Raw genomic sequence first — 16330 nt, 5'->3', positions numbered from 1 at the left:
CTAACCGGCAGACCCCGACACCCGGAGCCTCCACGGCCACCGGGCACCCGGCCCTGCCCACACCCACCCTGACCAGGCTCTATTTACGCGTCAGATGTTCCTCGTGACGGCCGTCCATACCGTCCATATATTCCATGCCGTCGGAGGGGTTCCAGCTGTCACCACCCGTCCTTGACCGGCCCCGCCGTGTCGAGGGCCGCGCCCGTCTGGTCGGCGAGGGTGACCGCGACGAGGCGGGCCTGGAGCGGGGGCACGGGGCCCGGGCCGGGCGTGAGCATGAACCGGCCGAGATAGTGGCCGTTGCCGTACGTACGCAGTTCGATCTCGCCGTCCGGCCAGCCTCCGCCGTCGATGTCCCAGTGCCGGCGGCCGACCGCCACATGCCCGTCCTGTTCCAGGCGGGGCGGCTGTCCCATGAGGGTGCCATACTCGAAGCGGCAGGCCCGCAGGCCGAGGAGTGCGGTCAGTTCCCGGCGGACGTGGTCGACGACGGTATCCGCGGACTTGGCGGACTGGGCGAGCTCGGCCGTCTCGTGGATACGGGCCAGATAGCCAGCGTCCGTCACCGTGATCACCTCCAGGCGACGGGCACGGGCCGCGAGCTGGGACACGATCAGGCCGACGACCAGAAGCAGGACCGCGGTCTCGATGTCGGCGGACGCGGTGATGTCGAAGGTCTGGTAGGGGCGGGTGAGGAAGAAGTCGAACCAGGCGGCGGCGGACAGGGCCGCGACCGCTCCCGCCACGCAGCTCCCGAGGGCCGCGACCGCGACAACCACCACGACGAGGATCAGCGCCGCGTTGGTGCGCGACAGGTCCGTACGGAACGGCACGAGCGCGAGCGCCACCAGGAACGGCCCCGCGAGGCCCGCTACCAGGGCGAGCCGGTCCCTGATCGCATAGGTCATCACGCCTTCACCTCCTGCGTCCACCGCGGCGCCTTCGGGCCCGCGCCCGCGTACGTCGCTCTTTCGAAGACTCACGTGAGGGCCCGTTCGAAGGCTCTTCTGAAGGCTCATACGCCTCCTCCTACGCTCTGCGTAGCACTGGAGTGCTCCGCCCGCTCGGCGAAGGGCAGGGACAGCACCATGGTCAGACCGCCGCCGGGAGTGTCCTCCGGGGTGAGCGTGCCGTCCATCGCCTCGGTCAGACCGCGCGCGAGGGCGAGGCCCAGGCCCAGTCCGGTGGTGTTGTCGGTGTCGCCGAGGCGCTGAAAGGGTTCAAAAAGACGGTCGCGGTCGGTGGGCGGCAGGCCGGGGCCACGGTCGACGACCCGGACTTCGACCCGGCCCGCGTGGGCACTGGACGTCAGCAGGACCCTGCGCCCCGCCGGACTGTGGCGGGCGGCGTTGCCCACCAGGTTGGCGATCACCCGTTCGAGAAGCGGTGGGTCGGCCAGTACAGCCGGGATCTCCTCCAGGTCCGCCACCTCCGCGTCAGGGGTGTCGGCCAGCGCCGCCGGGAGGACCTCCTCCAGGGTGGTGGCCCGAAGGTTCAGGGTGAGCGCGCCCGCCTGGAGGCGGCTGAGGTCCAGCAGATTCTCGATCAGCCGGTTCAGCCGGGCCATGGACTCGTCGGCGGTGGCGAGGAGTTCGTCCCGGTCCTCCGGGGAGAACTCCACGTCACGGCTGCGCAGCGAGGTGACGGCGGCCCAGCCGGCGGCCAGCGGGGTGCGCAGGTCGTGGCCGACCGCCCGCAGCAGCGCCGTACGCATCCGGTCGGCGGCCTTGACCGGTTCGACCTCGGCGGCCGCCTCGGCCAGCCGGGCCCGTTCGACGGCGGCGCCGACGTGCGCGGCGAACGCGGCCAGTACGCGCCGCTCGGAGGACGGCAGGGTGCGGCCGCGCAGGACCAGGAAGGCACCGGGGCCCGCGGGCACGACGGTCGCCCCCGCGGCTTCGGACGCCCGGGCGGCGTCCGGCGGCTCGTCCACCAGTTCCGCGGAGTCCATGCCGAAGGTCTCGCGCGTCCGTTCCACCAATGCCGGGATGGTCGCACCGCCCCGCACGATCGTGCCCGCGAGCGACGACATGGTCTCCGCCTCGGCTGTCGCCCGCGCCGAGCGCCGGGACAGGCGAAGGGAGCGGTCGACGACGGCGGCCACCACGGCGGCCACCACCGCGAAGACGGTGAGGGCCAGCAGCGCGTTCGGATCGTCCAGTGTGAACTGGCCGGCGGGCGGGACGAACCAGTAGTTCAGCAGCAGGGACGCCGTCACCGACGCGATCACCGCCGAGGCGACGCCGCCTATGCAGGCCACCCCCACCACGGTGAGCAGGAACAGTAGGGCCTCGCTGGTGAGGTTGAGCCTGTCCCTGGCCGTGTCCAGGTCCAGCAGGAAGGTGAGCGCGACGGGCAGCAGCAGGCCGGCGACGGGGCCCGCGATCCGGCGTGCGGTCGACAGGGTGCGCTTGCGGGAGGGCAGCAGGGTGCCGCGCCCGGCCCGCTCGTGGGTGACCATGTGGACGTCGATGTCTCCGGAGAGCTCCACCACCGTCTCGCCCGTACCACGTCCGGTGACGAACCGTTCGATACGGCCGCGGCGGCTGGTGCCCAGGACGAGTTGGGTGGCGTTCTCGGCGCGGGCGAACTCGACCAGGGCGGTGGGCACGTCGTCGCCGACGACCGAGTGGTAGCTGCCGCCGAGGTCCTCGATCAGCCGCCGCTGCCGGGCGAGTGAGGCGTGCGAGGCACCGGCGGCGAGACCGTCGCTGCGGGTCGCGTGCACGGCGAGCAGGTCACCGCCCACGGACCGGTCGGCGATCCGGGCTGCCCGCCGGATGAGGGTGTCGCCCTCGGGGCCGCCGGTCAGGGCCACGACCACCCGCTCCCGCGTCTCCCACACCCCGCCGATGCCGTGCTCGGAACGGTACGACTGCAACGCCTCGTCGACCCGGTCGGCCACCCACAGCAGGGCCAGCTGACGCAGCGCGGTCAGATTGCCGGGCCGGAAGTAGTTCGCGAGCGCCGCGTCCACCTTCTCCGGGGCGTAGATGTTGCCGTGCGCCATCCGCCGGCGCAGCCCCTCGGGCGGGATGTCCACCAACTCGATCTGTTGGGCCCGTCGCACGACCTCGTCGGGCACCGTCTCGCGCTGCGGCACCCGCGTGATCTTCTCGACCACGTCGTTGAGGGATTCCAGGTGCTGGATGTTCAGCGCCGTGATGACATCGATCCCGGCGGCGAGGAGTTCCTCGATGTCCTGCCAGCGCTTGGGATTGCGGCCCTCGCCGGGGACGTTGCTGTGGGCGAACTCGTCCACGATCGCGACCTGCGGGCGGCGCGCGAGGACCGCGGCGAGGTCCATCTCCTCGAACTCCCCGCCGCGATAGACACACGGGAGGCGCCCGGCCACTTCCAGGCCGTCGAGCATCGCCTCGGTGCCGGGGCGCCCGTGACACTCCACGAACCCCACGACCACGTCGGCGCCGCGCGCCGCCCGACGGCGCGCCTCGTCGAGCATGCGGTAGGTCTTGCCCACGCCGGGGGCGGCCCCGAGGTAGACCTTCAGCCGCCCGGGCCGTACATCACCCGGGCCGGGCCATGGATCCTCGCTGTCGGCCCGTACGTCACTCACATCGGTCCGTACGTCACTCATCGCAGCCGACGCGCTCCGCTCACTGGCGATCAACTCCCCATGGAGAAGGGTTGCTTCCCCCCACCGAAGCCCCTCCGCAGGTCACGCGGCACGACCCTTGACGCATCCTTGGCACCGTTCCCGTAGACGTTGACACTGCCTTGACGGGCGCTGGCCCGATAGGGTGAAAGCGGTGTGCCGGGAAGTCTGGTCGGCAGGGAGCCACAAGGGCTCCTTCTCTAGGCCAAGGGGACGGCATGCGCAGCGTAGGGACAGTACTGGCTCTCGTGGTGCTCGCCACTCTGGTGGCGACCTTCGCGCGCCGCTGGCGCATCCCCGCCCCTTCCCTGCTGGTCGTCGCGGGCCTCGCCGTCGCGCTGCTGCCGGGCACCCCGGAAATCCAGATCAGCCCCGAGATCATCGGCCTCGTCGTGCTGCCCCCGCTGCTGTACGCGAGCGCCGAGGAACTGTCCTGGCGTGAGCTGCGGGCGGTGTGGAAACCGGTCGGGGTGCTGTCGATCGGCCTGGTGCTGGCCTCGGCCGCAGCCGTCGCGCTGGTGGCGTCCCTGGTCACCCCGCTGTCGTGGCAGATGGCCTTCGTGCTGGGCGCGGTACTCGCGAGCACCGACCCGGTAGCGGTCACCGCGCTCGGCAGACGACTGGCGCTACCGCCCAAGGTCCAGGTCCTCGTCCAGGCCGAGAGCCTGTTCAACGACGCGACCTCGCTGGTCCTGTTCCGGGTCGCGGTGAGCGTGGCCGTGGCATCGGCCGCCGCGAACTGGCACGCGGCGGGCGGGGAGTTCCTGCTGCTGGCGGGCGGCGGCATGGTCATCGGCGCGGCCGTCGCGGGCGTGGTCGCGCTGATCCGGCGGCGCACCGAGGACCCGGTCCTGGAGACGGTGATCGCGCTGGTCACCCCGTACGCGGCCTACGTCCTGGCCGAGGCCGCGCACGCCTCGGGCGTCACCTCCGTCGTGGTGGCCGGAGTCGTCCTCGGCGGCCGGGGCGACCGGCTCACCAACGCCCGCATCCGGCTCCAGCTGCACGCCGTGTACGGCACGGTGGTGTTCCTGCTGGAGAGCGTCGTCTTCAGCCTCATCGGCCTGGCCCTGCCCGCCCAGGTGCGGGCCCTGTCCGACGGCGACCGGGCCTGGCCCCTGTACGCGCTCGCAGTCGCCGCCACCCTGATCGCCATGCGCCTGGTGTGGCTGGCACCTCTGTCGGCGGTGGTGCAGCGCAAGGGCGGGATCCAGCGCATGAACTGGCGGATACCGATGGTCCTGACCTGGGCCGGCACCCGGGGCGTGGTCCCGCTGGCGGCAGCGCTGTCGATCCCGGTGACCACGACGGCCGGGGTCACGCTCACGGAGCGCCCGCTCGTCCTCGTCCTGACCACCTCGGTCGTCGTCACCACCCTCGTCGTACAGGGCTTCACCCTCGCCCCGGTCGTCCGCCGCTCCGGCATCGCCCTGGAGCCCGACCACACGGAACGGGAGGAGGCCGAGGCGCGCTCCAGCCTGGCGGGCGCGGGGCTGATCCGCCTGGAGGAGATCTCCGAACTCGAAGCCGTTCCGGACGTCGTCCTCGACCGCCTCCGCCGCGGCCTCACGGCCCGCCTCGACGACGCTCACGACCGCCTCGCCGAGGGCAACGACCAGGGTGCTCCCGCCGAGTCCGCCGACCTCGTCTACCGCCAGCTCCGCCGCGACCTGATCACCATCGAGGCGGCGGAACTCCAGCGCCTGTACGACGAACACCGCATCAGCGACACGACCCGCCGCCGACTGCAACGCTCACTGGACCTGGAGGAGGCACGGCTCGCGGACGCGTGAGCGCGGTTCTCCGCACAGCTCGTCTCAGCGGAACTCGGCGAGCCGTGGCCGCAGCCCGAGGGCAGCGAGGGCGGCTGCCGCGAGGAGGGCGCCGAGGGCCCAGGGAAGCAGGCCGGCCACCTCGGCGCGGCCCGCCCGTACAGAGGCGGTGAAGTGGTGGCGATTGATGTCGGTCACCTGGTCCAGAGCGTTCATCCACGCCCCGAAGTGCGCGTTGGACATCCCGGGCTCCCAGCTGATGCAGAACGCGACGGCCTCGCGCTCCTTGCCCTGCGCCACCAGCGCGCGGATCGTGCGGTCGTCACGCTGGTAGGCGGCGTACGTCTCGACGGTCTTCTCCGCCGCCGCCCGCTCCCCCGCGAAGGTGATGTTGTCGAGTTCGCGCCGGAACTCACCCGTGAAGCGCAGGTCGCCATGGTCGGAGCGATATGCCTGCCAGGTCGTGGCGAGTCGGTCGGCGTACGTGCCGAGGGTTGTCTTGGAAATGCCGTACAGCTCCTGCGACTTGGTGAGGAACGTCTGCCCGTACTGCTCGCGGCGCTCCGGGTCGAGGAGGTAGCGGCTCTCGTCGGCATTCGCATCGTACGCGATCGCGCGGGCACGGGAGAGGGCGACGACGGAGTCGAAGGCGTCCCGCCGGGCGCCGCGCAGATGCTCGGCGGAGGCGGACAGCGTCTGGGCGCCGAGAAGCACGGCGAGCAGGGCGCAGACCGTGGCGGCCAGGACACCGGGGTTGAGGGTCCGGTGGAAGCGGCGGGCGAGGTGCCACTGGAGGACGCCGAGTGCGACGAGCAGCAGCACGCCGAGCACGAGGACAGCGGCGAGTTGGCCCGACAGAGCCGAACGGGCTTTTTCATACTGCCTGTTGAACGCACTGTTGTTGGAGTCGACCAACTTGCGTGCGTCCGGGAGGAGCCGGCTCTGCAGCAGATCGGTCGCCCTGCGATAGTCGGCCAGGGCGGCTGGCTTGCCGCCGGCGCGGCCGTCGTTCTCCAGGGCGCGGCCGATCAGTTCCTGGTACTGGGCGAAGCCGTCGGTGAGGGACTCCACGGTGTGCTCGTCAGTGTGGTCGCCCTGCGCGGCGACGGCGAGGGTGCGCAGGTCGTGGCCGATGGTGCGGCGCGCGTCGCCGTAGAAGCCGACCGCCTTCTCGTACGGCGTCGCCAGGCGCCCTTTGCCCGCGTTGCCGCTGGACAGCAGGATGTTGGCCGCCTGCGCGTCCATGTCGTTGAGCGCGAGGTCGAGGTCGGCGGCGCTGGTCGTCCTGGGAGCGTCCTGGCGGGCCACCTCGTCCCACGTGCCGGATGCGGCGAGCCCGGCCAGCCCGAGCAGCAGCATCAGAGTGACGGTGAGCGAGACCGTGGCCGCGCGCAGAAGGCGCAGCCGCGCGGGCACGGTGGCCCAGAAGCGGCGGCGCAGAGCGGCCCGCGCGGCCACGGCCCGCTGCCGGAGGTGCCGCCTTCGGCGGCCCGGCCGCGACCCCCCTCGTGGCCGCCGGCCGGGCCGGCCCGCGGGCGGGGCGACCGGTCCGTGCTGTGGCTGCGCGACAGCGCCGGCCTCCGCCTCGGAACTGCGCGTGGTTCCGGCCGTGATGGTCACGAGCCCTCCAAGGTCACGCCACAGGCGGTCGCCCGTGTCCCCCGTGTCGCACAGTCTGCGGCCGGTTTCGGCCACGGACGTCGCCCGTTGATGCCCTCCTGACGCTTTGACGGGCGACCTTGACGGGAGTCTGACGCCACCGGCGGATCGCCCGTCAGGGAGGCGCAAATTCCGTGCCGGACAAAGCGGTTCGGGCATCCGGCCGGGCTAGATTCCCTCTCGGCCGTCGGAGAGGCTGCGGACGTCAGTGGCATGACGGCTCTCCTCCGGGAGCACCCATCGGATGCTCCCGTCAGAACGCCTTTCCGGCGGCCGCGCACGCGGACGCGTCTCGTCGTCCCTCCCCGGCGTCCGTGCGCTGCCCTGCGGTGCCGCCCCGGCACCGCAGGGCCCCACGGCCACCACGCGTTCTGTCAGCCCGACCGGTCTCCGGCGTGCCCCGGTGCGCGTGGGCCCGGTCTCCACCGAGGCATGAAGGTCCCCATGTTTTCCGCCGCTCCCCAGCAGGCCCCGCCGTCCCGCCCGCAGCGCACCCCCCAGCCCGGATCGGAGGGTGGGGAGAGACGCCGCGCGCCGAGCGGGCTGTTCGAACCCGCCCAGCTCGTCCAGTCGTTCCCCGAGGCACTGCGCAAACTGCACCCGCGAGTCCTGCTCAGGAACCCGGTGCTGTTCGTCGTCTCCGTCGGCGCCGTCCTCACCACACTCTCGGCGGTCCTACACCCGGCCGTCTTCACCTGGGTGATCAGCGCCTGGCTGTGGCTGACGGTCATCTTCGCGAACCTTGCGGAGGCCGTCGCCGAGGGCCGCGGGAAGGCGCAGGCGGAGTCACTGCGCCGGGCACGCACGGACACGGTCGCACTGCGTCTGCGCCACTGGAGCTACGGCACCGATCTGCGCCACATGGAGACGGAGGCCGTGGCCGCCACCGAACTCAGGCCCCTCGATGTCGTCCTCGTTGAGGCGGGGGAACTGATCCCGGCCGACGGTGACGTCATCGACGGGGTCGCGGCGGTCGACGAATCCGCCGTCACCGGGGAGTCGGCGCCGGTGATCCGGGAGTCGGGCGGCGACCGCAGCGGTGTCACCGGCGGTACGACGGTCCTTTCCGACCGCATCCTCGTCCGCGTCAGCGCCCGCCCGGGCCACTCCTTCCTGGACCGGATGATCGCCCTTGTCGAGGGCGCGTCCCGGCAGAAGACCCCGAACGAGATCGCCCTGAACATCCTGTTGGCCGCACTCACCGTCATCTTTCTGCTGGTCGTCGTCACCCTCCAGCCGATGGCCGAGTACGCGGATGCCGCCCAATCCACCACCGTGCTCGTCGCCCTTCTCGTCACCCTCATCCCCACGACGATCGGCGCGCTGCTGTCCGCGATCGGCATCGCCGGCATGGACCGGCTCGTCCAGCGCAATGTCCTGGCCATGTCGGGCCGCGCCGTCGAGGCCGCCGGCGACGTGGGCACCCTGCTCCTCGACAAAACCGGCACCATCACACTCGGCAACCGCGAGGCAGCCGCGTTCGTCCCGCTGCCCGGCATCGACGAGGCCCGGCTCGCCGACGCCGCCCAGCTGTCGTCGCTGGCCGACGAGACACCGGAGGGGCGGTCCGTCGTCGTACTCGCGAAGGAGCGGTACGGGCTGCGGGCTCCCGCCGAGGGCGAGTTGAGCCATGCGCGATGGGTTCCGTTCAGCGCCCAGACCCGGATGAGCGGCGTCGACCTGCGCTGGGACAACGGCGCGGTATGCGCCATCCGCAAGGGCGCCGCCCAGCAGGTCATCGAGTGGGTGGAGAGGTACGGCGGCCACGTCCCGCCCGAGGCCCGGCGGTTCGCCGACTCCGTCGCGGCCTCCGGTGGCACCCCGCTCCTGGTGGCCGTGCACGACTGGGACGGGCCGCGGGTGCTGGGGCTGATCCACCTCAAGGACGTCGTCAAGGACGGCATCCGCGAACGCTTCGCCGAGCTGCGCCGCATGGGCATCCGCACGGTGATGATCACCGGCGACAACCCGCTCACCGCCCGCGCCATCGCCGAAGAGGCGGGCGTCGACGACTACCTGTCCGAGGCCACCCCCGAGGACAAGCTCGCCCTGATCCGGCGCGAGCAGGAGGGCGGCAAGCTGGTCGCGATGACAGGCGACGGCACGAACGACGCGCCCGCGCTCGCGCAGGCGGACGTCGGCGTGGCCATGAACACGGGCACGTCGGCGGCCAAGGAGGCCGGAAACATGGTCGACCTGGACTCCAACCCCACCAAGCTCATCGAGATCGTGGAAATCGGCAAGCAACTCCTCATCACCCGCGGGGCGTTGACGACGTTCTCCATCACGAACGACGTGGCGAAGTACTTCGCGATCATCCCGGCAATGTTCGCGGGCGCGTACCCGGGCCTGGCGTCGCTCAACGTCATGGGCCTGCACAGCCCGACGTCCGCGATCACCTCGGCGATCATCTTCAACGCGCTCATCATCGTCGCTCTCATCCCCCTCGCACTTCGGGGCGTGCGCTACACACCGTCGTCCGCGCACGACCTGCTGCGGCGCAACCTCATGCTGTACGGCCTCGGCGGGCTCGTCCTGCCCTTCCTCGGCATCAAGCTCATCGACTTGCTGATCTCGGGGGTGCCCGGCCTTGGCTGAACCGCGCGTCGCCTCCTTTGTCCGCCCGATCCGTCAAGGGCGCATATGTGCACGTCAGGACCGTATTAGGGAACAGCTGTCGGGCTTGCCCGCGATGTGCGGGACGGCTTCGATGGCATACGTGAACAGCGCCTGGCTCCTCTTCGACCGGCCACCGAGTCCCGCTCGGCCGCTCCGTCGTGCGCCGCGCTGCTTGGAACGGTTCGCGTCCGCCCTTAGCTGACGCTCTCTTCCGCAGTCACTGGGCGCCGTGATCCTATCCGGCGCCCTTTCTCTCTCTTGTCCGCACGACCGCCACCCTCCATGGGGGTGCGCGGCGTGCCCGCAACCCCGGATGGACCATGTCTGACTCCACCCTTTCGCCCCGTACTGTTCTCGTCACGGGCGCGACCTCCGGCATCGGCCTGGAGACCGCACGGCAGCTCGCCGAGCGGGGCGCCACCGTGCTGCTGCACGGTCGCACCGCCGAGGAAGCACGTGCCGCCGCCGACCATCTCGTCGCCACGGCGAGCGTCGACGCCGACCGGCTGTGCGCCTACTCCGCCGACTTCACACACCTCGACGAGGTCGAGACCATGGCGGCGCGCGTCGTCGCCGAACACCCGCACCTGGACGTCCTCGTCAACAACGCTGCCATGGCCGCCCCGGAGCGGCACACCGTCACCACGGACGGCAACGAGATCGCCTTCCAGGTCAACTTCCTCGCCCACTACCTGCTGACCTGCCTGCTGGAACCGGCGCTCACCAGCGAGCCGGGCGGCCGGGTTGTGAACGTCTCCTCCTCCCTGCACCGCACCGCCTCCATCTCCTGGGCCGACCCCAACCGCGCGCGCCGCTACTCCCGGCTCGCCGCCTACGCCCAGTCGCAGCTGGCCCTCACCGTCTTCGCCGCCGACCCCCGTGTCGCCGCGGTTTCCGTCCACCCCGGCGTCTGCGACACCGCGCTGCTCCCGCTCTACTCCCATGCGGGCGTCACGCCTGCCGAGGGCGCCGCGTACGTGGTCCGCCTGTGCGATGCGGCGGTCGAGATCGTCAACGGCGCGTACTACGACCGCGCCGAGCGCGTCGACCCCGCGCCGGCCGCCACCGAGGACCGCACGATCAAGCGCCTCAACAAGCTCGCCGACCTCCTCGTCGGCCGGACCACTTGAACTCTCCCCCTGCATCACGGAGTTGATGTCCATGTCGAAGCGCTCCCGCAAGAAGAAAGCCCGCCGAAGGAAGAAGGCGAACCACGGCCGCAAGGCCGGCCAGCGCTGATCTGCAACCGGCACGGCGGGCGGAGAGACGAGACCGGCCGCATCCGAGCGGCTCCCTCTCTGCCCGCCCCTCACCTCTCTACTTTCGAGGCGTCGATGATTGAACTCGCACCCCGCCAACTACCCTCCCTCTCCCGTTGGTTCCCCGCCGGGGCCCCGGGCCCGGCCACCCTCGGCGAGCACGTCCTCACCACCGGCGTCGGCCACTGGTGGGCGGACCGAGCCGACCAGCCACGTGTCGTCGCCGTCTCCTGCGCCGGCCACGTCCTGCTGCGCGGCGCCCCGGACACACTCGCCCCCGAGGACCTGGTGCCCCTCGCGAACAGCCGCATCGAGGCTCCCGCCCGCTTCGTCCCGGCCCTCGGCACGGCCTTCGACCGCATCACTCCGTGGGAAAGGATGGTGTGGACCCTGCAGGCCGAACCGCAGCCCTGCACCGTCCCGCGCGGCGTGACCGTACGCCGCCTCGAACCCGCCGACACGGACACGCTGTTCGCCCTGGACCCCGACGCAGCCTGGATCCATGCCAGCTGGGGCGGTCCGCTGGGCCTGGCCGCCTCCGGACACGCCTGGGCAGCCGTCGATCGGGGCGGACAGCCACTGGCCATCGCCTGCACCTACTTCCGCGGCATCCGCTACGAGGACGTCGCGGTCTTCACGGCGCCCGACCACCGCCGCCACCGCCTCGCCCTGGCCTGCGTCCGGGCCCTCACCGCGGACATCACCGCGCGCGGCCACACCCCTAGCTGGAACTGTTCCACCCTCAACCGCGCCAGCCGCCTCCTCGCCTGGACGGCCGGCTTCCGCCTGGTGCGCGAGTACGTTCACCACGGGGTCGGGAACCCGGTACGGCGCAACCGACTTGCCGCATAGGAACGGCCCGGCACAGGAATGAACTCGACGTGACCAAAGCTCCCCTTCTCACCCTGCAGGTCCTCGACGGCCGCCACGAACTGACGGTCAGCAAACTGAAGCTGAGGAACGACTCCTTCACCCTGCACTACTCGATCACTCCGCCCTTGGCGGACGCCGAAACCGAGGAGACTCCTCTACTGCCCTTCCTGGAGGCGAACGACAACCTGGGAAACGAGTACCTCGACTGGGGCGGCGCCTACGGCCCGAGCCCCGACGGCAACAGCACCGAAGGCTCCCTCACCGGGCAGCCCGGCCCACCGCCGGAAGCCCGCGTGCTCCTCGTCCGCCTCACCTTCGTGCAGGGTGGCCGCGAGACGTCATACGACATGTCGTTCCGCACTGGCTCCTGATCCTGCCGTGCCGAGGCCGCCACCGCTGGCGACAATGAGCGGCACCACGTGCAGAGACGTTCCTCTCAGCATGTGCGAGCCCCTGGGCCAGTGGATCACTCTCTGCATACGCTGATTGCGCCGTCTCCTCGATGGCCGGAACCGATCGAAGAGCCGTACGTCAGGAGAGCACGCAGATGGCCACGACCGAACACGCCCCCACGAGCCGATTGCGGGCGTGGATGCTGGAGGGCCTGTCCGACATGGGCAAGGGCCGCCAGGTGCCCCGGCCCGCCGAGCCCGCGCCCGTGCACAAGGGGCAGCGGTGGTGGCGCGTGATGTGCCTGACCGGTGTCGACTACTTCTCCACACTGGGCTACCAGCCCGGCATCGCCGCCCTGGCCGCCGGACTCCTCTCCCCCGTCGCCACCCTCGTGCTCGTCATCGTCACCCTGGCGGGCGCACTGCCCGTCTACCGGCGGGTCGCCGAGGAGAGCCCGCACGGCGAGGGCTCGATCGCGATGCTGGAACGGCTGCTCACCTTCTGGAAGGGCAAGCTGTTCGTCCTGACCCTGCTCGGCTTCGCCGCGACCGACTTCCTGATCACCATCACCCTCTCGGCCGCCGACGCCTCCACGCACCTCGTGGAGAACCCGCACCTGACCAGCACCCTGCACGACAAACAGATGCTGATCACCCTCATCCTCGTGGCGCTGCTCGGCGCGGTGTTCCTCAAGGGCTTCCTGGAGGCGATCGGCGTCGCCGTCGTCCTGGTCGGGGTCTATCTCGCGCTCAACACCGTGGTCGTGATCGTCGGCTTCTGGCATGTCCTCACCGCGGGCCACGTCGTCACCGACTGGACCAACGGACTGACCGCCGCGCACGGAAACGTCTTCGCCATGATCGGCGTGTCCCTGCTGGTCTTCCCCAAGCTCGCGCTGGGCCTGTCCGGTTTCGAGACGGGCGTGGCGGTCATGCCGCACGTCGAGGGCGACCCCGAGGACACCGAGGAGAACCCCAAGGGCCGCATCCGGGGCACCAAGAAACTGCTGACCACCGCCGCCGTGATCATGAGCGTCTTCCTGATCGCCACCAGCTTCATCACCACACTCCTGATCCCGGAGCAGGAGTTCAAGTCCGGTGGCCAGGCCAACGGCCGCGCGCTCGCCTACCTGGCGCACGAATACCTCGGCGGCGCCTTCGGCACGGTCTACGACGTGTCGACCATCGCCATCCTGTGGTTCGCGGGCGCCTCCGCCATGGCCGGACTGCTCAACCTCATGCCCCGCTACCTCCCCCGCTACGGCATGGCCCCGCACTGGGCACGCGCCGTCCGCCCCATGGTGATCGTCTTCACCCTGGTCGCGTTCCTGGTCACCTGGATCTTCGACGCGGACGTCGACGCACAGGGCGGCGCCTACGCCACCGGCGTCCTCGTCCTGATGTCCTCCGCGGCCATCGCGGTGACCATCGCCGCCCGCCGCGCCCAGCAACGGAACTGGACGATCGGCTTCGCCGTCGTGTCCGCGGTCCTCCTCTACGTCACCGTCGCGAACGTCATCGAACGCCCCGACGGCGTCAAGATCGGCGCCTGCTTCATCGCCGGCATCATCCTCGTCTCCCTCCTCTCCCGACTGGCCCGCGCCTTCGAACTGCGGGTGACCAGCGTGAGCCTGGACGACATGGCGGAACGATTCGTACGGGACATCGCCAGCCGCAGGATCCGGTTCATCGCCAACGAACCCGACAACCGCGACAAGGCCGAGTACCGCGAGAAGATCGAGCAGATCCGCGCCGACAACGACCTCCCGCCCCAGGAGGACTTCGTCTTCGTCGAGGTCACCGTCCTGGACCCCTCGGAGTTCGAGGCGGGCCTGACCGTACGCGGCGAGGTCCTCCACGGCCGCTACCGCGTCCTGACCCTGGAGTCCTCCTCCATCCCCAACGCCCTGGCCGCCCTGCTCCTGTACGTCCGCGACCGCACCGGCTGCACCCCGCACATCTACTTCGAGTGGACCGAGGGCAACCCCTTCACCAACTTCCTGCGCTTCTTCCTCTTCGGCCAGGGCGAGGTCGCCCCCGTCACCCGGGAGGTCCTGCGCGAGGCCGAACCCGACCGCGCCCGCCGACCGCGCGTACACGTCGGCTAGGCCGCCGCACCGACCGCTGCCGGTACCCCGGCCGACTTGCACTCTGGCGTCGAGGTCCCGACAGCGTGCCTATCGGCCATCGGGGCCGTCGTAGTCCGTACGGCGGGGCGGCTTCGCGGGAGCCCGGTCAGTCGCCGTCGGAGACCGCCAGAGGCTTTCCTTCGCCTTGCGGATGCAGGTGTCGAGGATGTCCACGGCCAGGTCGGCGTCCTCGGCCGTGGGGTCGGCCATGGCCTGGAGGCGGAAGCGGGCGGCGTCCGAGGCGACCGCGCGCTGTTCGACCAGGTGAGCAGTCGGGCCGCTGCGGCCGATGAGCCCCGAGGCGACGCGGCCGGTCACGGTGGTACCTATGAAGACCGGGACGACCGGGCAGATCACGTCGCCCATCGTGCGGAGCCCGCACCCCTCCAGCCCGTCGCGCAGCCGCTAGGGCGACGGCCGCGACCGACTTGCGCCGCACGGCACCTTCCGGGGAGCGGATGATAGGCAGGGCACCACAGTGTGCTGTCCGACTTCCGCGACTGGCTGGCCGAGGGGGACCGGGCCGACCGTCTCCTCGATCTGGCGCTGCGCCGGGATCACCGTCACCAGCAACTACACGCTGGAGAAAAGCGACTGGGGCAAGACCCGGGTGCTGGACGGCACCACCATCAGCGTCACCGGTACCAAGAGCTTCACCAGCATCGACTTCGCCTCCGTAGACATCAGCGCCACGCCGGTGTGGATCGAGATCGACCTCGGCGCCGACCGGGCGATCGGCTCCGTCACCCTCTTCCCCCGTACCGACACGGGCGCTTCCGGCGGCGGAACGGCAGGCTTCCCCGTCGACTTCACCATCCACACGAGGGCCGACGGCGCCACCTCCTACACCACCGCCTGCACCGTCACCGGCCAGGCCAACCCGACCGGGGCACCGCACGAACGAGCCCGACCGCCGCGACAAGGCCGAGTACCGCGAGAAGATCGAGCAGATCCGCGCCGACAACGACATGCCGGAGCAGGAGGACTTCGTCTTCGTCGAGGTGACAGTCACCGACCCTTCCGAGTTCGAGTCGGGCCTGACCGTACGCGGCGAGGTCCTCCACAACCGCTACCGGGTCCTGACCCTGGAGTCCTCCTCCATCTCCAACGTCCTGGCCGCGCTCCTCCTGTACGCCCGTGATCCACCGGCTGCATCCCGCACATCTACTTCGAGTGGACCGAGGGCGGCCCCTTCGCCAACTTCCTGCGCTTCTTCCTCTTCGGCCAGAACGAGGTCTCCCCGGTCACCCGAGAGGTCCTGCGCGAGGACCGGGCCCGCCGAACGCGCGTCCACACCGACTGAGCAGGCCGCGACGTCAGGATTCCATCAAGATTCACCGGTACGGTGTCAGGAGCCCGTCAGCGCCGGTCGCCCACCCCCACCCACACGCCTAGCGTCGACGCCATGCAACGGAGCGGACCCGTGAGCCCGGCCGGCGACCGCCACTGGCGTGGCAGCGCCCGGCTCGCGGTGGGCTGCGCCCTCGCCTTCGGCACTCTGTCCGCCCTGGTCGACTGGGACGCCGACACCCTGACCGCGCCTCGCGCCGCGATCTGGTCCGCCCTGTCCCTGGCGGTCTTCGCCGTCCTGCTCCCGCAGCGCGTCACGGCGGGCCACGGCTGGCTGACGGCGCGCGGCCCGCTGCGCCGACGGGCCGTACGGACGGACGCCCTCGTCTCCATACGGCAGTACGACGGCGTCAGCGCCCAGCTCGTGCTGCGGGACGCGTACGGCCACCGCCTCGAACTCGACTCCCGCGTCCTGGCCGCCAACCCCTTCCTGTGGCACGAACTCGACACCGGCGTCCGCCGCTCCCTGGAGAAGGGCACCCTGCTCCAAGGGGAAGACCTACTCCGACGGCTGGCCGAGCAGATCGACGGCGAGACGGCCCAGGCCGTTCTGCGGGCGTCCGGGCTGTCCTAGGTCCTGTCGTCAAATTCCCGTCGTCCGCCCGGAGGGCGGGCCCTGCGGCGTCAGGTGCGTGCTCTCGGCGTGCCGGGCACAGGCCCT

12 protein-coding genes and 1 pseudogene are annotated in these 16330 nt (G+C 71.0%); 8 read left to right on the top strand and 5 right to left on the bottom strand.

Going from position 1 to position 16330, the window contains the following annotated elements; all coding sequences use genetic code 11:
- Positions 1-158: 158 nt before the first annotated feature.
- Positions 159-908, bottom strand: coding sequence for a DUF4118 domain-containing protein (locus ABZ656_RS49065; RefSeq protein WP_360277929.1), 750 nt, complete (start codon positions 906-908; stop codon positions 159-161).
- Positions 909-1015: 107 nt separating this feature from the next.
- On the bottom strand, positions 1016-3598 hold the full coding sequence (locus ABZ656_RS49060; RefSeq protein WP_101407728.1) for an ATP-binding protein: 2583 nt from the start codon (positions 3596-3598) through the stop codon (positions 1016-1018).
- A gap of 236 nt (positions 3599-3834) precedes the next feature.
- On the opposite strand from ABZ656_RS49060, the gene ABZ656_RS49055 reads away from it, so the two are divergent.
- Entirely contained in the window at positions 3835-5409 is a 1575-nt protein-coding gene (locus ABZ656_RS49055; RefSeq protein WP_360277926.1) for a Na+/H+ antiporter, read from the top strand.
- A gap of 24 nt (positions 5410-5433) precedes the next feature.
- On the opposite strand, the gene ABZ656_RS49050 is transcribed toward ABZ656_RS49055, so the two are convergent.
- Positions 5434-6846 (bottom strand): hypothetical protein, encoded by a 1413-nt coding sequence (locus tag ABZ656_RS49050; protein ID WP_101407730.1) that lies wholly within the window; start codon positions 6844-6846, stop codon positions 5434-5436.
- 645 nt (positions 6847-7491) lie between these two features.
- Here ABZ656_RS49050 and kdpB point away from each other — a divergent pair.
- The 5 genes from kdpB (at position 7492) to ABZ656_RS49025 (ending at position 14298) form a co-directional block, all read left to right on the top strand.
- Positions 7492-9645 (top strand): potassium-transporting ATPase subunit KdpB, encoded by a 2154-nt coding sequence (gene kdpB, locus ABZ656_RS49045; RefSeq protein ID WP_360277923.1) that lies wholly within the window; start codon positions 7492-7494, stop codon positions 9643-9645.
- Positions 9646-9986: 341 nt separating this feature from the next.
- Positions 9987-10796, top strand: a complete 810-nt coding sequence (locus ABZ656_RS49040) for an SDR family NAD(P)-dependent oxidoreductase (protein WP_101407732.1) — start codon at positions 9987-9989, stop codon at positions 10794-10796.
- Positions 10797-11000: 204 nt separating this feature from the next.
- Positions 11001-11777: a GNAT family N-acetyltransferase gene (locus ABZ656_RS49035; protein ID WP_101407733.1), complete on the top strand. Its 777-nt coding sequence runs from the start codon at positions 11001-11003 to the stop codon at positions 11775-11777.
- Between the two features lie 29 nt (positions 11778-11806).
- Positions 11807-12169, top strand: coding sequence for a hypothetical protein (locus ABZ656_RS49030; protein ID WP_360277920.1), 363 nt, complete (start codon positions 11807-11809; stop codon positions 12167-12169).
- A gap of 176 nt (positions 12170-12345) precedes the next feature.
- Complete coding sequence (locus tag ABZ656_RS49025) at positions 12346-14298, top strand: amino acid transporter (RefSeq protein ID WP_360277917.1); 1953 nt, start codon at positions 12346-12348, stop codon at positions 14296-14298.
- A gap of 69 nt (positions 14299-14367) precedes the next feature.
- Here the strand turns inward: ABZ656_RS49025 and ABZ656_RS49020 are convergent, their stop codons facing one another.
- Positions 14368-14685 (bottom strand): hypothetical protein, encoded by a 318-nt coding sequence (locus ABZ656_RS49020; protein ID WP_360277915.1) that lies wholly within the window; start codon positions 14683-14685, stop codon positions 14368-14370.
- Between the two features lie 207 nt (positions 14686-14892).
- A complete protein-coding gene (locus tag ABZ656_RS49015; RefSeq protein ID WP_360277912.1) occupies positions 14893-15066 on the bottom strand; it encodes a hypothetical protein in 174 nt (57 codons plus the stop codon).
- A gap of 152 nt (positions 15067-15218) precedes the next feature.
- On the opposite strand from ABZ656_RS49015, the pseudogene ABZ656_RS49010 reads away from it, so the two are divergent.
- Together ABZ656_RS49010 and ABZ656_RS49005 are read left to right on the top strand one after the other, a co-directional pair.
- A pseudogene (locus ABZ656_RS49010) lies at positions 15219-15622 on the top strand (amino acid transporter); the annotation flags it as partial.
- 102 nt (positions 15623-15724) lie between these two features.
- Complete coding sequence (locus ABZ656_RS49005) at positions 15725-16243, top strand: hypothetical protein (RefSeq protein ID WP_101407736.1); 519 nt, start codon at positions 15725-15727, stop codon at positions 16241-16243.
- The last annotated feature ends 87 nt before the right edge of the window (positions 16244-16330 follow it).

This window comes from Streptomyces sp. NPDC007095, assembly GCF_040634475.1.
Classification (GTDB): Bacteria; Actinomycetota; Actinomycetes; order Streptomycetales; family Streptomycetaceae; genus Streptomyces.
Note: the sequence above shows the minus strand (reverse complement) of the source record. Positions and strands in the feature narration are given on the sequence as shown.